We start from the raw sequence: 21,614 nt of genomic DNA on the forward strand, positions 1-21,614 counted from the left end.
TCAGTCCAGACAGGCCGCCACAACCGACAGCAACCGCTCGCCGCGCACTTCTTCGGCGAACAGCGGGACGCGGCGCACGTCGTGGCCGCGGAACATGTCCTGTGACCGGGCCAGCGCGTCCTGCTGGACCTGCCAGCGCCGCGCGCAGAACTCGCAGTCGGCGTGGTTCGGGCCGGCGATGTCTACGTCCTCGCCGAGCACTTCGCTCGGGTCTTGCATCACTCTGTTGACGACGACGGTGCTGACGGGGATGTTGAACTCGTCGAGTTGGGCGAGCAAGCGTTCGGATTCGACCACAGACAGTTCCTCGGGGACCATCACGATGCGGAAGTCGGTCTTCCGGGAATCCTGCAGAATCGACCGCAGGTGTTCGATGCGGTCGGACAGTTCCCGCAGGTCCTCGATGCCGGCCTCAGCATCCACGTCTTGGTCGTCGCCGAACATGCCGGTGAGGTTGTCCATCATCCCCGAAAACCGCTCGCGGAGCTGGAGGATCTTCCCGACCATCGAATCCATCGTCTCGGGGAGTTCCAGCAGGCGGAGCGTGTGACCGGTCGGGGCGGTGTCGATGACGACGCGGTCGAAGCGGTCGTCGTCGACGTAATCCAGCAGGAGGCGGAGGGCCGCGGCCTCGTCAGCCCCGGGCATCGACCCGCCGAGGAGTCCCTCCTCGCCGCCGATGGGGTCCTCGGCCTGACCTGCGCCTGCTGCGCCGCCTGCGCCACCGCCGAACATGCCGTCGCCGCCGAGCAGTTCGCCCACGCCGCCGAGTGCGTCCTCCTCGACGCCGAGCGGTCCCTCGCCGACGGCGGCCTCCGGGTCGATTTCCGCGGCGTACAGCGGGATGTCCTCACGGATGCGCGTCGGCGTCGCCGGAATGTCTGCCTCCAGTGTGTCCGACAGGGAGTGTGCGGGGTCCGTAGAGACGACGAGCGTCGCCGTGTCGTCTCGCGCGGAGGCCAGCGCCGTTGCCGCGGCACACGTCGTCTTGCCGACGCCGCCTTTCCCGCCGTAGAGGACGTACTCCGCTGCGTCGATTCCCGCGGGTGCGTCGATGTCGTCGACCGCCTCGACGTCGAGTTCGCTCATGCCAGGAGCTACGCTCGCCCGGACTTGAGTACTTCCCGAAAAAGAGTTGTCCTACTGCCTCGAGGATCGCGCTTCACGGACATCCGCGCCGTCTCTGAGTTTGTCCTCACAGTTCGGACAGACCCGGGGGCCATGACCTTCGACGGCTTCTGGTGTGAAAACCCGTACGTACTGCTCGGTTACGAACTCGCCGCAGTTCTGACACTCGGGCATCTATAGGTACACTCGTTCCACGATGTATATGCTTTCCGCTGGCAACGAAATCTTCCGGTTAATCAACAGGCGGCACTACTGGTGGTCGGCCCAGAACGAATCTAGTTGGCTCGCGAGGAAATCGGGTGTCATCCGGGTGAACTCCTCGCGCTCGCCGGCGGGCAGGTACGGATACACCGAATGCCGTGCGTCCGGCGTGTACCGGCGGCCGACCAGCGCCCGCACGCCGACCTCGTCGACACCGCGGATGACGCGGCCGATGGCCTGGCGCGCGCGCCGCACGGCCGGGACAGTCAGGGCGTACTCGAAGGCGTTGTCCTCGCCGAAGGCGTCGCCGTATGCTCGCTGGACACCCCGGACGCGCGGCGACCCGATATTCACCAGCGGGATGCCCACGACGGCACAGGTCGATAGCTTCTCGCCGTCGTAGTCGACACCCTCCGTCAGCGTCCCGCGTGTCGACGTGACCATGACTTTCCCGTCGCCGCTGAAGAACTCGCGTTTCAGCCGTTCGGTCTCCTCGTTGCTCGATGACTCGTCAACGAGAACGGCCTTGTCGACGGCTTCTTGCAGGTATGCGCCGGCCCAGCGCGCCTCCCGATAGTTCGGCATCGCCACCATGACGTTGCCCGGCGAGCGGGCCAGCGCGCGCAGCGCCTGTGCGTACTCGTCGCGCGTCGGGTTCCAGTTCTCCCCGAGCGGCCGCATCGTCTCGGGGTCGCCGCGGTTGCGCGCGGTAAACGGCGTCGCGTCCACGAGATACGAGGCCCGGTTCTCGGACGGGAACGGCAGGTCGTAGGTGGTCGTGCGGACCGGCCGGCCGTCGCCGGACTGCTCGTCGGGGGCTGTCGACCCCGTCTCGGCCATCGAATCCAGCCCGGAAACGCGGGTGAACACGTCCAGCGGCTCCAGCGTCGCGCTCATCAGGATACCGCCCCCGAGGTCGTCGAAGACGTTCCGAAGCGCCGTCGCCGGCATGCAGTTGTAACAGAGCAGCCCCGGCGTGTAGACGGCCTGGTAATCGGCGTCGAGGGTCTGTCCGTGATTGGGGGAGTGCTCCAGTTCGATCTCCCGGAGGAACGTCGCGTGGTCGCGCTCCCACCACTGGCCGGCCAGCACGCCGACGGCGGCACACACCGGCTGGCGGGTCAGGCCGAGCTGGTCGATTGCGTCCTCGACCGCGGCCCCGACCTTCGACAGTGACCGCCAGAGCGACCCGTCGTATCCCTTGCCCTCGGCCCACTCGGTCAGTTCGTCCTGTTCGACCGTGTCGGGGTCCCGCAGCGGAATCTCCCTATCGTGTTCCGGCAGCATCGACGGGTCCGCGCGCCAGCCTTCGTGTTCGGCGTCGAGGAACGACTCGATGCGGTCGTCGAGCCACCGAACGAGGTCGTCGTAGAACTTCCGGGCCTGGTCGACTGCGTCCAGCGGGACTTCACGGGCCGACAGCACCTCGCGGACCTGCGCCTTGTGGTCGGCGCTCTGCTGGGCGCGCTGAATGAGCGTCGTGCAGTCGTTGCGCGCCTGGACGATAGTCTGGCGGCCCAGGCGGTCCGACAAGAGGTCCCGCACGCGCTCTTCGAGCCGGTGGGCCTCGTCCACGATGACGAGCGTCTGGCCGTCGAGCACGTCCGACAGCAGGGGTCGAGAGCCGGGGTCGAACAGGTGGTTGTAGTTCCCGATGACAACGTCGGCCTCGTTTAGCATCACGCTCATCACCCGGTGTGGGCAGGTCCCGCGCTCCGTCGCCGCCGGCAGGTAGTCGTCCATCGTCACTACATGCCCCTCCCCGGCGGAGAAATCGACGGGCGAGCCCTTGTTACGAGCGTACCAGTCCGCTTCGAACGGACAGTACAGCGGCGGGTCCGATCCCTCAGCCATCGACTCTGGGGCCGTGGGCTGGGCCTTCCGGTATGGGGAGGTCGCGCCAGCGGTCTGGAGTGTGTCGTCGCCCAGCGTCGACTGCTCGACTGCGTCGGGGCGCGCGGCAGCGGCGAGGTCCTGACCCTTCCGCGGGTCCCACCACTGGTCGTCGTCGGTCTCACCGGCGATTGTGGCGTCCGCGACGGCTGCGCCGTCCGAGCGCCCGTCGTCCTCGACTAACCGCGCCGTCGCCTCCCTGAGGTCCTCACAGCGGTCGTGCGTGCCCACGTCGTCGGGGAACTGCCCCTCGCGACCGTACGGGCAGAGGTCGCGCTTGCCGACCAGCGAGATGCCGTCGAAGGGCTCCTCTATTCCAGCGTTGAGCGCTCGAAGGTCGTCGACGAACTGCTGGAGCTGTTGTTTGACCGGGGTAACGACGACCATTCGCTCGTACAGATTCGTATCGCGGACCAGCGTCGCGCCGGCGGTGAGCGCGGCCATCGTCTTGCCCGTCCCGCAGGGACCCTCCATCGCGAGAAAACCGCGCGCCTTGCCCGCCTCGATGGCTCGTTCGACGGCGTCGGCCTGATTCTCGTATGGCTCGTCGAAGCCGAAATACGTGCGCCAGGACTCCGTGCCCGTCGAGGCGGGGTCTGCCATTGGGCCGGGGTTAGTCGTCCCGGTATTTGAACCGCAGGGTTCCTGTCCGCCGCTCGCGCTCTGTGTGAACAGCGTCGAGACCACAATGAACGGAAAAACGGGCAGTGACTGACCGCCGGCCAGTCACTATAGTAGCCATTGAAAATCAATGCACACCTGATCGCACGACGGCAGTGCGATCAGTGTGTACATCGTTTCAATTGTTACTATAGCACCGAGCCGTTAGTCCAGCAGGCCGAGGTCGCTGAGCCGCTCGACGATAGTGTCGACGGCTTCCTCCGCGTCCTCCTTTCGCTTCCCGCCGGTGACGACGAGCTTCCCCGAACCGAACAGCAGCGCGACCACGTCGGGCTCGTCCAGTCGGTAGACGAGGCCCGGGAACTGCTCCGGCTCGTACTCGATGTTCTCGAGGCCGAGGCCGATTGCGATGGCGTTGAGGTTGAGCGAACTCCCGAGGTCCGCGGAACTGACGATGTTCTGGACGACGATTTCGGGATCGTCGTCGACCTGGATGTTCAGGTCGCGGAGTTTGTCGAAGACGATACGCAGGCTCTGGTGGACGTCGTCCGTGGATTTCGCACCCGTGCAGACGATCTTGCCCGACCGGAAGATGAGCGCGGCGGATTTGGGGTCCTGTGTCCGATAGACGAGGCCCGGGAACTGCTCGGGGTCGTAGTCGGCTCCCTCCAGGTCCATCGCGACGCTCTCAAGGTCGAGTTCTTGTCCGATACCGGTCGAAGCAACGACATTTTCGATGTCAATGCTCTCTTTTGGGTCGACCATATAGTGTTTTAAATACCGGATTTAAATCATATAAACGTTTGTGATGCTGTGATTACTAGTCGTTCTTCGACCTCTACCACGTCCGACAGATTCCATTCAAGTGGGGGTACGTCCGCCGAGCGGCCCGCTGTGCCCGTTCGGTCCGGTCCTGCGAGGCTGCCACTCCGGCGGTAGAACGAGCCGAAAAGAGCCAGCAGTCCCGCTATACGGTCCGGCCGTCGTTGTCGACGACGCTCGCAAACGCGACGTTCTCCTGCACGGTTTCGATTTCGACGGTCGGCGAGTCGCCCGGTTCGCCGTCGGGGACAATGACGACGTAGCCCCGCTCGACCTTGGCGATGCCGTCGCCCTGGTCGCCCAGCGATTCGATGGTGACGTTTCGGATCTCGCCCTCGTCGACCGGCGGTTGCGGGACGCCGGTGTCGGCTCGCTCCGGGTCGGTATCCTGTGTGGGCGTCTGTGGCTGGGCCGTCGTCGACGAGCCGGCATCGACCTGTGAGAGCAGACCGACGCGGTAAGTCTCGCCCGGCGAAATCGCGCCGTGGGACACTTCGCTTTTCGGAATCTCGACAATATATCGGTCCCCGTCAGTCTCTACTCGCGCACTGAACAATGTACTGAGTGCATCTGGAACTTCGACCATAGCCTATTCTACGGCTCATGATAGATAATGGTCCTGCCCTGATGTGGTGAAAATTGCCGGCAGTTGCCGATTAGTCGTCGCTTTCGACGCGATTGGTGCCCGTACCGACCCCGGCCTCGTCGAGCAGTTCCGTCCTGTGCTCGTCTAGCAGCGGCGCGCGACCACCGGGCGAGGGCATGGTTTCGGTCATCTTTATCGGACTGCCGGCGATGGTTATCTGTTCGTCGGCGCCGGGCTGGTCGACATCGGTGAGCATCTCCCGGTCGTGGATGTGGGGGTCGTCGAAGATGTCGGCGGTGTTCTGGACCGGCGCGGCCGGCACGCGCCCTTCGAGCAGGTCGAGGAGCGTCTCCGAGTCGATGGTGGCTGTCCAGTCGGCGATTTCGCGGCGCAGGGACTCGCGGTTCGCGATCCGACTGCCGGCGTCGGGGTAATCCGCGGCGAGGTCCGGGCGCTCCATCGCCTCGCACAGCGTCTCCCAGTGGCCGTCGGAGAACGCCGCGATGACGACGTGGCCGTCGGCGGCCTCGAAGGAGTCGTACGGGAACAGCGTCGGGTGAGAGTTCCCCTGCCGGGTCGGCGACTGGCCGTCACAGGAGTACTGGTACACCGTTCGCTCACACAGCGACACCATCGAGTCGTACATCGCCGTATCGACGTACTGCCCCTCGCCAGTGCGCTCGCGGTGATGGACGGCCGCGAGGATTCCGACGGCGTTCAGCACGGCAGTGAAGAGGTCGCCGACGCCAGGGCCGACCTTCGTCGGCGGCCCGTCCGACTGCCCCGTGATTTCCATGACGCCGCCCAGCGCCTGCGCGATGAGGTCGAACGAGGGCTGGCCCTGCCGGTGGGTTTCGCCCGTCCGCGGGTCGCCAAAGCCCCGGATGGAGGAGTAGATGAGGTCCGGGTTGTGCTCCCGCAGCGTCTCGTAGCCGCAGTCGAACTTCTCCATCGTGCCGGCCTTGAAGTTCTCGACCACCACGTCTGCGCGCTCGACGAGCGAGAGGAACGCCTCGCGGTCTTCGTCGGCACCCAGATCGAGTTCGAGCGAGCGTTTCCCGCGGTTGACGCTCTGGAAGTAGCCGCCGTAGGCCTCCTCGTCGCCGTCGGACACGAACGGCGGGTTCGACCGGATGAGGTCGCCGCCGGGGCGTTCGACCTTTACCACGTCCGCGCCCATGTCCGCGAGCAACATCGTACAGTACGGTCCGGCGAGGACCTGTGTCAGGTCGAGCACACGCAAGTCGTCAAGCGCACCCATGGGAAAACCACGACGGGGCGGCCGCATAAACCTTCTTGAATGTCCGTTATAAATTCCTTAAGGCCATATTATCATGAAAGACCATTAGGTTTATCACTACCCGCCGATGACGGGGTAGTACATGCCCCGGACCGTTATCCTCGGCGTGATTGGCTCCGACGCGCACGTCGTCGGCATCACGATTCTAGAGCAGGCGCTCTCGGCCGCTGGCTTCGAGGTCATCAACCTCGGTGTCCAGACTTCACAGGACGAGTTCGTCTCCGCCGCGAAATCGCACGACGCCGAGGCAGTACTGGTATCCTCCCTGTACGGGCACGCCCGTCAGGACTGTGAGGGGCTTCACGACGAGCTCGACGACGCCGGGCTCGACGTGCTCACCTACGTCGGCGGGAACCTCGCCGTCGGCCAGTCCGACTTTGAGGAGACGCAGGCGACCTTCCGGCAGATGGGCTTCGACCGAGTCTTCGACGCGGAGACCGACCCGGAAGAGGCCATCGAGATGCTCCGCGAAGACCTGCAACTGACGACAACAGAGGCGGAGCAGATCAGGGTTGACGGGTGACTATGCCAACTGACGAGCGACTCAGCGACGACCAGCTACAGCGCATCGCAAACGAACTCAGGGACAACTGGCACACGGGCCGGGAAGTCGACTTCGAGGAGGCCATCGCCTTCCACGAGTCGCTGCCGGCCTCCAAACAGTTCGCCACGGTGCTGGAGTCGGCCGACCAGCCGCTCCTCCAGCCGCGGGCGGGCGTGCCCTGCCTCGAAGAGCAGATCGACCTGCTGCGGTATCTCCAGGACGAGGGCGGCGCGGACCTCCTGCCGACGACCATCGACTCGTACACGCGCGACAACGAATACGAGAAGGCCGAGGAGGGACTGGCCGCCTCCCGCGGCAGCGACGAGAACGAGCTGAACGGCTTCCCGGCGGTCAACCACGGTGTCGAGGACTGCCGACGGCTCATCCGGGCGCTGGACGCGCCGGTAGAGGTCCGGCACGGCACGCCGGACGCTCGACTGCTGGCGATGGTTACCCTCGCCGGCGGCTTCCAGAGCTTCGAGGGCGGGCCGATCTCCTACAACATCCCGTACACGAAACGGCACGACCTCGCGACGACCATCGAACACTGGCAGTTCGTCGACCGGCTCTGCGGGGCCTACACCGAGCGCGGCGTCACCATCAACCGCGAGCCGTTCGGCCCGCTGACCGGCACCCTCGTCCCGCCGAGCATCGCCATCGCGGTGATGCTCGTCGAGGGCGAGCTGGCCGCGACACAGGGCGTCCGGTCGCTCACGCTGGGCTACGGCCAGGTCGGGAACCTCGTGCAGGACGTGGCGGCGCTTCGCGCGCTTCGGAAGCTCGGCAACGAGTACCTCCGCGACGAGGTGACCGTCACGACCGTCTTCCACGAGTGGATGGGCGGCTTCCCGCCCGACGAGGCGCGGGCCAACGGCGTCATCAGCCTCGGCGGCGCGACGGCGGCCGTCGCCCAGCCGGACAAAGTCATCACGAAGTCCGCTCAGGAGTTCCAGGGCGTGCCGACGAAGGAGGCCAACGCGGCCGGACTGCGAACGACGAGACAGCTTATCGATATGATGATCGAACAGGATATCGACCTCGGGGGTATCGAAGAGGAACAGGCGCTCATCGAGCGGGAGACACGGGCGCTGATGGACGCGATCTACGACGCCGGCGACGGCGACGTGGCACGGGGGGTCATCAACGCCTTCGACAGCGGCGCGCTGGACGTGCCGTTCGCGCCGAGCGACGCCGCTGAGGGCGCGGTGCTACCGGCCAGAGACGACGACGGCCGGGTCCGCATCTTCGAGTTCGCGGACCTCGCGCTCCCGGACGACATCAAGGAGATCCACGCCGCGCGGTTGGGCGAACGGGCCGAGACCGAGGGGCGCGACCAGTCCTTCCGGATGGTCGCCGACGACGTGGACGCCATCAGCGACGGGAAGCTCATCGGGCGGCCGACCGGTGACAACAGCCCCACGGGAGGTGCGAGCGATGCGGATTGAGGACGTTCGGACGGTTCCCGGCTTGTCGGGGTTCTTCTTCGACGACCAGCAGGCAATCAAGGACGGGGCGACCCAGAGCGGGTTCGCCTACGACGGCCAGCCGGTCACGGAGGGGTTCGACCGCATCCGCGAGGCCGGCGAGGCCCTCATCGTGGAAATCGAACTCGCCGACGGCTCCATCGCGACGGGCGACTGTGCTGCGGTCCAGTACTCGGGGGCCGGCGGCCGCGACCCGCTGTTCCGGGCCGAGAACTACCGTCCCGTCGTCGAGGGTCCCGTTGCCGATGCGCTCCGGGGCCAAGATGCGACACAGTTCGGTGCCAACGCGACGATGCTGGAGGAGATGAACGCACAGCGTTCGGGCGGTGACCAGCTCCACACCGCGGTCCGCTACGGCGTCTCACAGGCGCTGCTGAACGCCGCCGCACAAGCACGCGGGGTGACGCCGACGGACGTGCTCGCCGACACCTACGACACCGAACCGGCCACGTCACCGATTCCGGTGTTCGGCCAGTCGGGTGACGAGCGCCGCATCAACGCCGAGAAGATGCTCATCAAGGGCGTCCCGGTGTTGCCCCACGGCCTGTTCAACAGCGTCGAGAAGGTCGGCGAGAACGGCGAGGGGCTGCGTGACTACCTCGCGTGGCTCTCGGACCGGGCGACGGCCCTCGGGCCGGAGCCGTACTCGCCGCGCTTCCACGTCGACGTGTACGGCATCCTCGGGAAGGTGTTCGGCCCGCCGTACGACCGGACCGAGGTGACCGACTACTTCGAAACCCTGCGCGAGGCCGCCGCCCCGTACCCCCTCCAGGTCGAGGGGCCGATGGACGCCGGCGGCCGCGCGGAGCAGATATCCCGGATGGCCGAACTCCGCGGCGGCCTCGCGGACGCCGGCGTCGAGGTGGACATCGTCGCCGACGAGTGGTGCAACACTTTCGAGGACGTACAGGCGTTCGTCGACGCGGAAGCCGCCGACCTGGTCCAGATAAAGACGCCGGACCTCGGTGGGATCCAGCGCTCGGCCGAAGCGGTGCTGTACTGCGAGGGCACGGATACCCGCGCCTACGTCGGCGGGACCTGCAACGAGACCGTGACCTCGGCGCGGGCCTGTGCCCACGTCGCGCTGGCGACCGACGCCGCGCAGGTGCTGGCAAAGCCCGGGATGGGCTTCGACGAGGGGTTCATGGTCGTCACGAACGAGATGCGGCGGGCGCTTGCACGCCGCGAGGCCACACGGGAGGTTCCGGCCGATGACTGACTGGACTGACCCCGACGCCATGGACCTCTCGGACGGCGAGACGTTCGACGCGCTGCTGGACCGGGCCGACACCCGTGAGAAGGGCCACTTCTTCGAGTTCTTCGCTGAGGGCGACGAACTCGCTCACGACCCCGGCCTCCGACTCTCCCACCACGGGAGCGAGCAGTGGATGGGCCAGACGCTCAACCACGACCCGGCGTACTGGCGGGCAGACACCGCCCGCGAGCGCGGCTTCGAGGAACGCCCGGTCCACCCGGACTACCTCATTGCGTGTGTGATGGGTATCACCGTTGAGGACCTCTCCGAGAAGGGCGGTTACTTCCTCGGCCGCGATGACGTGGAGTTCCACCAGCCGGCGACAGCGGGGACGCCGCTGTCGGTGACTTCGACCGTCGTCGACACCCGAACCTCCTCCTCCCGGCCGAAGTACGGCATCGTCACCTGGGAGACGGAAGGCCGGGACCGCGAGACCGGCGAGACGCTGGTGTCCTACCGGCGGACGAACATGATTCCGCGACGCGAGCCGGCGGCCACCGACGGCGGCGCTGTCGGGGAACAGGACGATGGGGGGACGACGCTGCCCGACACCCTCGTCTCTCCAGACGGCGAACGTTTCGGGGATTTCCAAGCGGCACTCGACACCGCCCGCGAGGAGAACGCCGCCGTCGCCTACCGCCACGAACGCGGGCGGACGATGGACGACCAACTCGTCGCCGGGCTGCCGCTTTCGACGCTCAACACCGCTCGCCAGCACCACAACCGCGACGAGATGGCCGACTCGCCGTCGGGCGACATCGTCGCGTACGGCGACGTGACCCGCTCGATTGCGCTGGCCCACGCTCGCTCCGACGAAGCGACCTACCGCGAGCAGCGGTTTGCTGACGAGCGGTTCCACGATTTCGTCACGCTGGGCGACACCGTCTACGGCTTCACCCGCGTCCTCGACTGCGACCCCGACGCCGGGCCGGAAGGGGCCGGCGCGGTCACGTTCGAGCACGTCGCGTTCAATCAGGAGCAGACCCCGGTCTACTCTGGCCGGCGAACCGCACTCATTCAGCGAAATCAATGACACGACTCTGTCGCACATTCCAGACCGCACCGGCCGCGATACCGAACGACAACAGCGCGAAGTTCCTCGTCTCGGGACTCACCAGCGAGGGGTTCCAGACCCCCGACTGGCTCGTCCCAGACATCGAGGACGGCACCGCGCCGTCGATGAAAGACGAGGCCGTCGACAATATCGTCGAGCACATCCCCGACCACGCCGACGAGTTCGCGGGGGACATCCTCCCACGGGTCGAATGGGCCTACGACGACGCCGACGCCCGCGAGCGCGGCATCGAGCAGGTAACCCGCCTCGCGGCTGAGGTCGGCGAGGAACTGGACGGCTTCGTCTTCCCGAAGGTCGGCCGCCTCGACGACGTACGTGACGCGGCAGGCGTCATCGCCGACGCGGAGCGCGACGCCGGGCTTGCCGAGGGGACGCTGGAGATGGCGATCATTCTGGAGACGGCACCCGGCCGCTCGGACCTCCGCGAAATATGCCAGTACGCGGCTGACTCGCGGCTCTCCGCGCTCGTGTTCGGGCCGGTGGACTACACCGCGGAACTCGGCGGGCGCGCGCTCGACGGGGAGCGGCCCCGCTGGGACGGCCTGCTCGAAGCGCTCTCGAATGAGACGAGCGCGGCGGACATCGTCGCCATCGGCGGCCCCTTCGACCAACTGTTCCACGAGCGCGCCGGCGTCACCTACTACAACGCCGAGGGGTACGCCGACCAGGTGGAACACGAGGCGACCATCGGCATCGACGGCTCGTGGTCGCTACACCCCAAGCAGACCACGCAGGCCAACCGCATCCACATGCCGACAGTGGAGGAAATGGAACGTGACCTCCACAAGATCGAGTCGTTCAACGAGGCCAAGCGCGAGGGGACCGGCGCAGTCGTCGTCGACGGCCAGATGGTCGACGAGGCGACCTACAAGAACTTCGCGAACACGGTCAAAACCGTCCGAGCTATCGACGAGACCCACCCTGCCCAGACCGAGGAGTACTACGACGACGACCTGCTGGCGCGGGCACGAGATGTCGAACTGATCTTCGGCTAAGCCGGCAGTCGCTTTTTATTCGAAGTAGTTCGCCAGCCGTTCGGCCGCCTCGTCGACCCGTGGCGTCACGAGCGCGAACCGGAGCCAGTCGCGCCGGGATTCGCCGAACGCCTCGCCGGGCATCCCGGCGACGCCGGCCTCGTCGACGAGTTCGTACACGTTCTCGAAGGACCCGGGGAAGTCGGGGAATCGGGCCATCACGTAGAAGCCACCGTCGGGGCGGTTGTACTCGGCACCAGCCTCGGCCAGCGCGGCGCAGAAGTCGTCGACGCGTTCTTCCAGTCGCCGTCGGCAGTCGGCGTAGTAGTCCGGACTCGTCGTCTTCAGCGCCCGCAGGACGGCGTACTGCGCCGGCCGGCTCCCGGTGACGTTCGTGAGCATGTGCTGGGTGCGAGCACGTTCAAGGAGTTCGCCGGTCGGGCCGTCCTCCGGTGGGAAGACGGCGTAGCCAACACGGAAGCCGGTGATCGCCATCGTCTTCGAGAAGGAGTTGGTGGCGACGACGTGGTCGGAGTCGGCGTGCAGCGCCGAACTGAACCGACCCGCGTAGTCGAAGTGGTCGTACACCTCGTCGCTGAGCAGCAGCGCGTCGTACTCCTCGGCGATAGCTGCGAACTCCACCATCGCGTCGGCGTCGTACACCGCGCCAGTGGGGTTGTTCGGCGAATTGACGACGATGACGGCCGTCTCCTCGCTCGCGGCCGCCCGAACGTCCGCTGGTCTCAATCGGTTGTGCTCGTCGACCGGGACGAAAGAGATGTCCGCGCCGATGAAGTTCGCCCGGCCGGCGTAGTAGGGGTAGACCGGGTCTGTCAGGAGAATCTCGTTGCCGTCGAAGTGATGGAGCCCGCCGGTCATCGCGAGGTGGTTTGCCTCACCCGCGCCGTTCGTGATGAGGACTCGGTTCCGGTCCACCCCACGCCGAGCGGCGATTTCATCGCGGAGGGGCGTCAGCCCGACGCTGGGCGGGTACTGGTAGTCGTCGGCCGGAGCCTCGGCGTAGTCTCTGAGCCCGTCCCGAAGCCCCTCGGGCGGGTCCCAGTCGGGGTTGCCCGACACCATGTCCACCACGTCCCGGTCGGCCCGGGCCGCGTACTGCATGACCCGGAAGAACTGGGGTTCCGTGTAGTCCATACGGGCCCTCCGGCTGCCGGCCCCGTCTGCTTTTCTGTCTACTGGCGGATGTACAGCGTCAGTCCGCCGAGGACCAGCAACAGCATCCCCCACAGAAGGTCCGACCCCGGCAAGACCCAGAGGAATAGCGTCACGAGACCCGACGTAACGAGTGACCAGCCAAGCGTCGTCTGATAGCTCATACACGTAGTTGTGTCTCTGAACTGAAAGTATCCCGGCCCGTCCTGAACGCTTATTCGCCTGTCACGACAACGACCGGTAATGACAGACGATACAGCGGACCCAGTCGAGAAACGCGTCGGCAAGCGGCTCCGAGAAGCCGATGCCACGGTCGCTACCGCGGAGTCCTGTACCGGCGGCCTTGTCGGGTCGAAGATAACGGACATACCCGGCTCCAGCGACTACTTCGACCGCTCGCTGGTCACCTACTCCTACGAGGCCAAGCGGGAACTGCTGGCCGTCTCGCGGGAATCGCTGGACGCCCACGGCGCGGTCTCTGAGTCGGTAGCTGTCGAAATGGCCCAGGGCGCACGCGATACCGCCCGGACCGACTGGGGCGTCGCCACGACTGGCGTCGCCGGGCCGAGCGGTGGCTCGTCGGAGACGCCCGTCGGGACGGTCTACATCGCCGTGGCAGAGGCCGCCCCGTGGGGGACCAACGAGTCGGGCGTGACTGTGTCCCGCTACGAGTTCGACGGCACCCGTCGAGAAATCAAAGCGAGCATCGCGACACAGGCGCTCCGAGACCTGGAAACCGCCTTACAGGAGTAGTAAGCTCTTTCAGTCGGGACACAGACGGTCCGGTAGATGAACAAACGTGGGCACGTCCTGAACGCCGTCCTCCTGAGCATCGGACTGGGATACGTCCTTGACCCCTCGGGCGACGTGACGACATTCGCGACAATCACAGAGGTGTTCCTTCCCGTCGTTCTGGGCGCACTGTTCCCCGACGTCGACACCGCCTTCGGCAAGCACCGCAAGACGCTGCACAACATCCCTGTCCTCGTGATCTTCCTGGCCCATCCGCTGTATCACGGCGGCAATCTCCAATGGGTGTGGCTCGGCGTCCTCACCCACTACGTGCTGGACTACTTCGGTTCCCGCCGGGGCATCGCGCTGTTTTACCCCATCTCGGACAAAGAGTACGGGTCACCGACGGGTGTGACGACTTCCAGTGAGTATGCGGAGGTTGTCACCGTCGCGATTACCATCTTCGAACTGGCCGCGGTCGGGCTGTTGATACATGTGCTCCCACAGTACCTGCCGCCGTCGGTCCGTACCTTCGTCGTCGAGAACAGCGCGTTTCTGGTTTAGTACACTTTCACATCGTCGAACCGACCGCTGTACGCGACGTGGTCCGGATGAGTTGGCTCGGTGCCCTGTAGCATCAGCCGGTCGAACTTGCCCCAGGTGTTTTCCAGCCCCAGGTGCGCCCACTCGACTGCCCGGCGGATGTCGTGTGAGAGGCCGTCACGATGGAACAGCGACCGCTCCACGTCGTCTTTCAGCGCTGCACTGAGCGCCGCCACGTCGTCGAACGCCTCGGCGAAGTTCACGTAGGCCTCGCCGACGGTACCACGAACGTGGGCATACGACGAGACGAACGGCTCGTGGCCGGTCTCCGACGTGAACGACTGCGCGCGGTCTCGGTGGTGGGACAGTTGCTTGGGGTTGTACACTTCCAGCGCGTCGATAACGTCGTCGTACGCTTCGATGTCGTCCAGTCCGAGGCTCACGTTGAGAAACCCGGGGTGGGGGACGAGCACGGCTGCGCCCTGACGGTCCAACTCTCGCATCGCGCCGTCGAAGGTGATGAAATCCGGGATCGGCTCTTCGAGGCCAATCGCCAGCACATGCCTGCGCTGTTGCCAGGTGCCAGTAAATATCTCTCTGGCTGGAAACACAGTCAGCTCTTCGTCGGAAAACGCCTCTGCTTGCCGCCGTATCTCCGGTAGCCGCGTGAAATGCGGCGCGTACACCAGCGCGTCGAGGCCACGTGCCTTCGCGCGCTCGACGACCCCGTCGTCGAGCACTTTCACGTGGAGATCAACGGCGTACCCCTCGGGTTGCACGGTGAACGCTAACTCCGTACTGCCATTAGGGGTTTCCGTTTCGGCAGCCTTCGGGACAGACCGATGACAGGTGGCAGCCAACGTTTTTAACCCCGCGTCGCCTGCCACTGAGCAAATGCCACGCTGGGAGTGCGACATCGAAGGGGACGACAGACAGTTCGACCGCGTCGAGGAGCTTATCATCCACCAGTCGGTCGAACACGACCGCATCGAGTGCAAGGTCTGCGGTGCCGTCGTCCCCGACGGCTACTTCGCTATCAAGCACGCCTTCGACGAACACTCCCGCGCGGAGTACGTCCGCGCCTACGACGCCTCTGCCGCCGAGGTCCGCCGCCGCGAACAGATCAAGGAGTCCGTCGAGGCCGCCGCCAACATGAGCGAGGTCATCGACCGACTGGAAGGCGGCGAAGCGTAGCGACTGCGCGCTTTGTGAAACATAGGCGGAAGTTTAGTCGCCGCCGTTAGCTCGCTAAAAAGGCTACCGTACGGTCTCATGGCTCGCTCCGCTCCCGTTCGAGTTGAACGAGGAGCGCTTCGCTCAGCGCTCTTCGGAGTCGAGAACGCGAATCTGGTCGCCACGCACAGTGACCGGAATCGGGACCGTCGCTTCCTACTGCTCCACCTTTTTCTTCGTCGGGTACGCTCACTGTGTTCGCGCACCACTCCTCGAAAAACGTGGGCGAAAAAGCGGGCCCTCACGTCGTTCGGGCCAGTGAACCACCGGCTCCGCCGGTGGATATGTGCCTACCGCTCTTCGGAGTCGAGAACGCGTATCTGATCGCCACGCACGGTGACCGGAATCGGGACCGTTGCCTCGTACAGTTCGACGGTGACCTGATCCTTGCCTTCGTCGATGCGCTGGACCTGCGCCTTCTCGCCCTTGAACGGGCCGGCGATGAGTTCGACGATGTCGCCCTCCGCGATGCCTTCCACGTCCGGTTTCGGCGAGAGGAAGTGCTCGACTTCCGCCATCGAGGACTCCCCCTGCACGACGCCGTTGGCGTGGGGTATCTCGTCGAGGATCCGGTCGAAGACGTTGTGATCGTCCGCTTCGACCATGACGTAGCTCGTGAGCGAGTCCGGTGCGAGCGCGGCGTGGATCTCGTCTTCCTCGCGGGAGATGATCATGTCCGCGACGGTGCGTTCCTGACTGGCCGTGGTTTTGACTGCGTAGATTCCCATCGGTTTACACCGGCTTGCTGCCAGGGATGAAGGTCATCACGGCGAAGATGATGAACCCGAGCAGTCCGACCAGCGCGATGCCCGCGCCGGCGATTTTCGCGATCTGGGAGAACTCCTCCCACGACGGCGTACTCGCCAGTTTGAGTACGCGGATGTAGGAGGTGAGATCGTATGGAACGTCCATAGCGGGTCGTACCCACTGGTGGCTTTTCTATATTGTGGTGCGCGGCGACGAGTCCGCACCTCTCACAGAGCGCTTTGGGTACACCGTCGAAAAAAGTAGTCGACAGAGCGAAGCGATGGCCGAAACGGGCGTTCCGAACTCGTCGGTTAGTCGTCGGTCAACGCAGTCCCGTCCGATCCGTGTGCTCCCAGTTCACTGCCGTCACCGGCATCGCCGGTTTCGAACTGGTCGATGAGCTCCTTGAGGTCTGTCGCCTGACTGGAGAGCGACTGTATCTTCTCGGTGACCTCCGTGATCGACGCCGTCTGTTCCTCGGCGGACGCGGCGACGTTCTCGGCCTCGGCGGACGTCTCCTCGCTGATCGAGCCGACTTCCTCGGCCATCGAGACGACCTCTTCCATCGAAGCCGCCTGCTCGTCGGTCGCGTCGCTGATAGCCTGGACGCCGTCGTTTGCCTCGTTGACCTGCTGGACGATACTGGTCAGCGAGTCCGTCGCGTTTTCGACCGTTTTCTTCCCGGTGTCGACGCTCTCACCCATCTCCTGCATGTCCTCGACAGTGGTGTCGGTCCGGGACCGAATGTCGTCGATCATCGACTCGATATCGGTCGTTGCTTCCTGCGTCTCCTCGGCGAGCGTCTTGATCTCGCGGGCCACGACGGCGAACCCTTCGCCCGCCTCACCGGCCCGAGCGGCTTCGATGTTCGCGTTGAGCGCGAGCATGTTCGTCTGCTCCGCGATTTCGTCGATGAGCGTCGTGACTTCGCCGATGCGCTCCATCTCCTCAGCGAGGGACTCCACCTGTTCGATAGCCTCGGTGGACTTCCGTTCGAGCGCTTCGATTTCGGCGGCGGCTTGCTCAGCGTATTCGCGGCCGGACTCGCCGTCGTTGACGGCCTGTTGTGACTTCGACGCGACTTCGTCGGTGGACGAGGTGATTTCCTCGACGGTCGCCGAGAGGTCGGTCATCTCGTCGCTCACCTGCTGGATGTTCCGGTTTTGCTCGTCAGCGCCTTCGGCGATCTGTTGCACCGACTCGCTCACCGACTCGCTGGCCGACCGCACTTCCTGTGCGCTCGCGGAGATCGTCTCCGTCGAACTGTCGACGGTTCCGGCGAACCCTTCGATGCGGTTGACCGTCCGTTCGAGCTCCGTGATCATCTCGTTGAAGCTCTCCGCGATGTCGACCATCGCGTCGTAGTCGCTGTCGGTGGCCATCCGCTGGGTGAGGTCTCCGGCCGCCGACTTGTCCATCACGTCGCTGAACTCGGCCGCCTTCGCTTCGAGGGCGGACGCCATCGCCTCGGCGTCTTCTTTCGCCGCCTCCGCCTCGTCTCTAGCGGCTTCGACGTCGGTAATCAACGTCTGGATGTCCTCGCCCATCTCCTCCAGCGCCGCACCGAACTCACCGGGGATGCTCTCGTCGAGCGCCGGGTCGTCGAACCGCTTGTCAGCGAGCGCGTCGGCCTGATTCGCGGCGGTTGTCAGGTACGCCTGCATCGACGCGAATGAGTCGTACAGTTGCCCCATCTCGTCGACGCGCGTGGTCTCGGGGAGGGTGCTGTTGATCTCACCGGCGGCGATGTCCTCGGCGCTTTCGGCCACGCGGGAGAGCGCGTTCGCGGTTCCACGCCCGATTGTCACGCCGACGACGAACAGTGCCCCCACGGCAAGCGCCAGGAGGAGCGCGATGTTCTCGGAGACAGCCGACTGCAGGGCGAACGCGCGGTCCTGCGGGACGTGATACAGCAACGCCCACTCAGTGCCGGTGACCGGCGTGTACGCCATCACGTACTGGCCGTCTTCCATGCCCGTTCTGGCGGAGACGGACTTGTAGCCGGTCTCGCCGTTCAGTGCTGCTTCGACACTCGTGTCGGTCGCGTCCCCGGTCGCTGCGTACTCTTCGAGAATAGAACTCTTCCGGTTGTCGAGAATGATCTGTCCGTTCGACCCGACGACCTTCACGTCGCCGGTCGCAAACGGTGACGTGAACTCGTGAGAGCGCGCCTCGAGCGACGCCGTCAGCACGACGTATTCGTCGCTCCCGGCCAGTGGTTGGACGAACGCGATAACCGATTCGTTACTGCTCTTGTACGCTTCGGACGTGCCCGTCGGTCCCGACGAGACGACTGCGCCACTCGCGTCGGTCCACGGATCGTCGACGTCGCTCAGTGCGACGCCGTTCAGTTCGTCGTCGGTGCTGGCGGTGACTGTGCCGTCAGCGGCGTCGACGTAATGAAGCGCCCGGACGTCTCCCGGTAACCCAATGAGCTTCTGTTCGAGCCACCGCTGGTGTTCTCTGTCCGAGGTGGACTCGGACCGGTCACCGATAGACGCCGCGAGGAACGACGCTGTCGACTGCTTGTTCGAGACCCAAGTTGAGACGGAACTCGATTGGGACTCCGCGACACCGCGGATTTGATCCTCTGTCTGTGACTCGACCAGCGCCCCCGTTTCGAGGTTGATGGCTGCCCCACCGAGTGCAAGTAAGACGACCACGCCGAGCAACAGGACGCCGAACTTCGCCGCGTACCGACGCCGAATGACGTCAGGGAGCGCACGCTCCGTCGCCTGAACCAGCCGGCTCGGGAGCGAACTCATCGGTTCCCTCCCGATTTGAAGAACTGCGGTTGCAATAGCTCCAGCGACTCGACCGCCCCGTTAGTGACCCGCTCGATCAGGTACGAACTCAGCGGTTCGAGGTCAGCCGTCAGGTCGACGCTTCCGGATGCGCCCTGGTAATTCACTGCCCGGCCTGCTTCAGTGAGTGACCGAACGCGACCGAAATCGCCGACAGAGACAGTGTGCCCAGACCCGCCGGAGACTGACTGAATGGTCTCGGCGATTGCCGGACCGCTGCTTTCGCCGGCCTGTTCGGCGGCACACGCCATCAAAAACAGCGCGTCGTACGCGTTGACCGAGTACGCTCGGGGATCATCGATGTCCGAGAGTCGGCGGACGAGCTCGAAGTACGCTTGCGTTCGCGCAGAGGACAGCGACGCGCTGTAGAACCCTTCGTAATACGACGGGAGGTCACTACCGAACATCCCTGCAGACAACACCCATGGAACGTCGTACTCCGACTGGCTGTACGCATCAAGGATACCGCGCTCCTGACCGGAGACACTGGTGAAGCTGACGGCATCAGGGTCGTTCTGGAACACGTCTGCGAGCGTGTCGTCGAACGATTCCGACGACGGGTCATACCGAATATCGGCGACGACCTCGGCGTCGAGTACGTCGCGCTGCACTTCGGCCAGTCCGGCACCGAACGAGTTGTCGATGCTCAGTAACGCGACGGAGTCCGCATCGATGTACAGCGGGTCGTCGACGGCCTTCGCCATCACCACCGCTTGCGTCCCGTCACTCGGCACCGTTCGACCGAAGTATTTCCGCCCGTTGGCTCGGCCGGCAGTCGATAGCTGCGGGGCAGTACTGGCGGGGCTGACCTCCATGATTTCGTCGCTGGCTGCTTCCGGAGCGAGAGCGAGCGACGCATCACTGACGAGGCCGCCGACGAAGCCGATGACACCACGGTCGACGAGTGATCCGTACTGCTCTACCGCGGTTTCGGCGTTCGCCTCGGTATCAAGAATGGTCACTTCGACGTCGTTACCGCCGATACCACCGGCGGCGTTGACGTCGCTTGCTGCCTGCTCGACCATGCGCTTGCCGTGTTGTCCGAGTGGGGCGAGCGCACCACTGAGTGGGAGGAGTGCACCAAACTGAACAGTGTCACCGCCTCCGCTCAGAGAACCGAGACAACCGGATGAGAGTCCCAAGCTCCCAACGGTCAGACACTTTTTGAGAACATTACGCCTCGAATCTGAGTACATGCGAAGAGAGTTAGAATTTCCGGATAAACGCTTTTCGGCGAGAGTATCATTTATGATAGCAAACGTGTGGAGATAAATTCATTTACTGGCAGCTAGGGAGAGTCAGAAAACTGAGACGACGAGGCAGTTCAGTCGACGTAGTCGATGTCTTCACCGAGTTGCTGGGCGGCCTTCTCCTGTTCGGCCTCGCTCTGGCCGTAGATCTGTGGGCTCTCGACGCCGGTGACGACGATCATCGTCTCCATCTTGCCCTCGAAATCGTTGTTGACCGACGCGCCCCAGATGATGCGAGCGTCGGGGTCGATGCGGTCGTAGATCTCCTCGACGACGCCCTCGGCTTCCTCGATGCTCATGTCGGGGCCGCCGACGACGTTGACGAGCGCGGAGTTCGCACCGTCGAACTCCACGTCAAGTAGCGGCGAGCGGAGCGCCGAGCGGATGGAGTCTTGGGCCTTGTTCTCGGAGTCGGATTCGCCGAGGCCGATCATCGCGACGCCGCCGTTCTCCATGATGGTCCGAACGTCGGCGAAGTCCACGTTGACGAGGCCGGGCTTGGTGATCAGTTCGGTCATGCCCTTGACCGAGCGCATCAGCACGCGGTCACAGATCTTGAACGCGTCCTGCAGCGGCATGCTGGGGGCGTAGTCCAGCAGCCGGTCGTTCGGTACGACGATGACCGTATCCGAAACCGAGCGGAGCCGTTCGAGGCCGGCGTCGGCGTTGGCACGGCGGCGCTCACCCTCCGCAGTAAAGGGAATCGTCACGATAGAGATGGTGAGTGCGCCGGCTTCCTGGGCGGCCTGTGCGACGACCGGGGCCGCACCCGTCCCGGTCCCGCCGCCGAGACCTGCGGTGACGAACACCATGTCCGAGCCGTCGATAGACTGCTGGATGTCCTCGATGTCCTCCTGGGCGGCCTCCTCGCCGATTTTCGGGACCGAACCCGCACCGCGGCCGCCGGTGCGCTTGCGGCCGATGAGGATCTTGGTGTCGGCGGCCACCTCGTCGGCGAGGTGCTGTGCGTCGGTGTTTGCGGCGACGAGCTTGGCCCCGTGGATGCCCTCCTCCATCATCCGGGTGACCGTGTTCCCGCCGGCACCGCCACAGCCGACGACAGTGATCTTCGTTTCGAGGTCCTTGACGACGCTTGCCAGTTCCTCGTCGGACATCGTCCCGGACGTGGACATGTCCTGGGACGGCGACGATGTCGTTTCGTCGACAGTTCCGCCAGCCGCGTCCTCCCCGTCTTGTTCTGCCTCGTCGATAGCGTCGTCAATTATCGAATCCATAATTTAAAACCCCC

22 protein-coding genes and 1 pseudogene are annotated in these 21,614 nt (G+C 65.0%); 8 read left to right on the top strand and 15 right to left on the bottom strand.

Annotated features, from left to right (window positions below):
* From VI340_RS05880 to mct, 6 genes are all read right to left on the bottom strand, one after another.
* Positions 1–1,089, bottom strand: coding sequence for an ArsA family ATPase (locus tag VI340_RS05880; protein ID WP_008309457.1), 1,089 nt, complete (start codon positions 1,087–1,089; stop codon positions 1–3).
* A gap of 51 nt (positions 1,090–1,140) precedes the next feature.
* Positions 1,141–1,302 (bottom strand): DUF7563 family protein, encoded by a 162-nt coding sequence (locus tag VI340_RS19835; protein WP_004516852.1) that lies wholly within the window; start codon positions 1,300–1,302, stop codon positions 1,141–1,143.
* Positions 1,303–1,377: 75 nt separating this feature from the next.
* Complete coding sequence (locus VI340_RS05885) at positions 1,378–3,825, bottom strand: ATP-dependent DNA helicase (protein ID WP_336357996.1); 2,448 nt, start codon at positions 3,823–3,825, stop codon at positions 1,378–1,380.
* A 222-nt stretch (positions 3,826–4,047) separates the two neighbouring features.
* A complete protein-coding gene (locus VI340_RS05890) occupies positions 4,048–4,608 on the bottom strand; it encodes a TATA-box-binding protein (RefSeq protein WP_004516850.1) in 561 nt (186 codons plus the stop codon).
* A 202-nt stretch (positions 4,609–4,810) separates the two neighbouring features.
* A complete protein-coding gene (locus VI340_RS05895) occupies positions 4,811–5,251 on the bottom strand; it encodes a TRAM domain-containing protein (RefSeq protein ID WP_008309452.1) in 441 nt (146 codons plus the stop codon).
* Positions 5,252–5,321: 70 nt separating this feature from the next.
* Complete coding sequence (gene mct, locus VI340_RS05900; protein WP_336357997.1) at positions 5,322–6,512, bottom strand: succinyl-CoA:mesaconate CoA-transferase; 1,191 nt, start codon at positions 6,510–6,512, stop codon at positions 5,322–5,324.
* 121 nt (positions 6,513–6,633) lie between these two features.
* On the opposite strand from mct, the gene glmS reads away from it, so the two are divergent.
* From glmS to citE, 5 genes are read left to right on the top strand one after another with little or no spacing between them, the layout of a single operon-like run.
* Positions 6,634–7,074, top strand: coding sequence for a methylaspartate mutase subunit S (gene glmS, locus VI340_RS05905; protein WP_004516847.1), 441 nt, complete (start codon positions 6,634–6,636; stop codon positions 7,072–7,074).
* Between the two features lie 2 nt (positions 7,075–7,076).
* Positions 7,077–8,540, top strand: a complete 1,464-nt coding sequence (locus VI340_RS05910; RefSeq protein ID WP_336357998.1) for a methylaspartate mutase subunit E — start codon at positions 7,077–7,079, stop codon at positions 8,538–8,540.
* On the top strand, positions 8,530–9,798 hold the full coding sequence (locus VI340_RS05915; RefSeq protein WP_336357999.1) for a methylaspartate ammonia-lyase: 1,269 nt from the start codon (positions 8,530–8,532) through the stop codon (positions 9,796–9,798). Before VI340_RS05910 ends, VI340_RS05915 begins: the two co-directional genes overlap by 11 nt.
* Positions 9,791–10,867, top strand: a complete 1,077-nt coding sequence (gene mch, locus VI340_RS05920) for a 2-methylfumaryl-CoA hydratase (RefSeq protein ID WP_336358000.1) — start codon at positions 9,791–9,793, stop codon at positions 10,865–10,867. The genes VI340_RS05915 and mch overlap by 8 nt, the downstream gene beginning before the upstream one ends.
* Positions 10,864–11,904 (top strand): L-malyl-CoA/beta-methylmalyl-CoA lyase, encoded by a 1,041-nt coding sequence (citE, locus tag VI340_RS05925; RefSeq protein WP_008309445.1) that lies wholly within the window; start codon positions 10,864–10,866, stop codon positions 11,902–11,904. The genes mch and citE overlap by 4 nt, the downstream gene beginning before the upstream one ends.
* A 15-nt stretch (positions 11,905–11,919) precedes the next feature.
* On the opposite strand, the gene VI340_RS05930 is transcribed toward citE, so the two are convergent.
* A complete protein-coding gene (locus tag VI340_RS05930) occupies positions 11,920–13,038 on the bottom strand; it encodes a pyridoxal phosphate-dependent aminotransferase (protein WP_336358001.1) in 1,119 nt (372 codons plus the stop codon).
* 38 nt (positions 13,039–13,076) lie between these two features.
* A complete protein-coding gene (locus VI340_RS05935) occupies positions 13,077–13,220 on the bottom strand; it encodes a hypothetical protein (protein WP_004961837.1) in 144 nt (47 codons plus the stop codon).
* A 79-nt stretch (positions 13,221–13,299) separates the two neighbouring features.
* On the opposite strand from VI340_RS05935, the gene VI340_RS05940 reads away from it, so the two are divergent.
* Positions 13,300–13,809, top strand: coding sequence for a CinA family protein (locus tag VI340_RS05940; protein ID WP_336330063.1), 510 nt, complete (start codon positions 13,300–13,302; stop codon positions 13,807–13,809).
* Positions 13,810–13,845: 36 nt separating this feature from the next.
* Complete coding sequence (locus VI340_RS05945) at positions 13,846–14,352, top strand: metal-dependent hydrolase (protein WP_008309440.1); 507 nt, start codon at positions 13,846–13,848, stop codon at positions 14,350–14,352.
* Here VI340_RS05945 and VI340_RS05950 read toward each other — a convergent pair.
* A complete protein-coding gene (locus VI340_RS05950) occupies positions 14,349–15,110 on the bottom strand; it encodes a PHP-associated domain-containing protein (RefSeq protein WP_008309438.1) in 762 nt (253 codons plus the stop codon). The two genes, VI340_RS05945 and VI340_RS05950, sit on opposite strands and share 4 nt — an antisense overlap.
* A 115-nt stretch (positions 15,111–15,225) precedes the next feature.
* Here VI340_RS05950 and VI340_RS05955 point away from each other — a divergent pair, with 115 nt between their 5' ends.
* Positions 15,226–15,525 carry a DUF7565 family protein gene (locus VI340_RS05955; protein WP_004516837.1) on the top strand — a complete coding sequence of 100 codons (300 nt, stop codon included), beginning with the start codon at positions 15,226–15,228 and terminating at the stop codon, positions 15,523–15,525.
* A gap of 123 nt (positions 15,526–15,648) precedes the next feature.
* Here VI340_RS05955 and VI340_RS05960 read toward each other — a convergent pair.
* The 6 genes and pseudogenes from VI340_RS05960 to ftsZ form a co-directional block, all read right to left on the bottom strand.
* Positions 15,649–15,720, bottom strand: a pseudogene (locus VI340_RS05960) (transcription elongation factor Spt5); the annotation flags it as partial.
* Between the two features lie 134 nt (positions 15,721–15,854).
* Positions 15,855–16,292, bottom strand: a complete 438-nt coding sequence (locus VI340_RS05965; protein WP_004516836.1) for a transcription elongation factor Spt5 — start codon at positions 16,290–16,292, stop codon at positions 15,855–15,857.
* 4 nt (positions 16,293–16,296) lie between these two features.
* Positions 16,297–16,476, bottom strand: a complete 180-nt coding sequence (locus VI340_RS05970) for a protein translocase SEC61 complex subunit gamma (protein ID WP_004592944.1) — start codon at positions 16,474–16,476, stop codon at positions 16,297–16,299.
* A 146-nt stretch (positions 16,477–16,622) separates the two neighbouring features.
* A complete protein-coding gene (locus VI340_RS05975) occupies positions 16,623–19,076 on the bottom strand; it encodes a methyl-accepting chemotaxis protein (RefSeq protein ID WP_008309433.1) in 2,454 nt (817 codons plus the stop codon).
* Positions 19,073–20,311 (bottom strand): ABC transporter substrate-binding protein, encoded by a 1,239-nt coding sequence (locus VI340_RS05980; protein ID WP_336358002.1) that lies wholly within the window; start codon positions 20,309–20,311, stop codon positions 19,073–19,075. The genes VI340_RS05975 and VI340_RS05980 overlap by 4 nt, the downstream gene beginning before the upstream one ends.
* A 128-nt stretch (positions 20,312–20,439) precedes the next feature.
* Positions 20,440–21,600 (bottom strand): cell division protein FtsZ, encoded by a 1,161-nt coding sequence (ftsZ, locus tag VI340_RS05985; protein WP_336358003.1) that lies wholly within the window; start codon positions 21,598–21,600, stop codon positions 20,440–20,442.
* Positions 21,601–21,614 lie beyond the last annotated feature (14 nt).

The sequence above is a fragment of the Haloarcula sp. CGMCC 1.6347 genome, from assembly GCF_037078395.1.
In the GTDB taxonomy this organism is placed as follows: domain Archaea; phylum Halobacteriota; class Halobacteria; order Halobacteriales; family Haloarculaceae; genus Haloarcula; species Haloarcula amylolytica.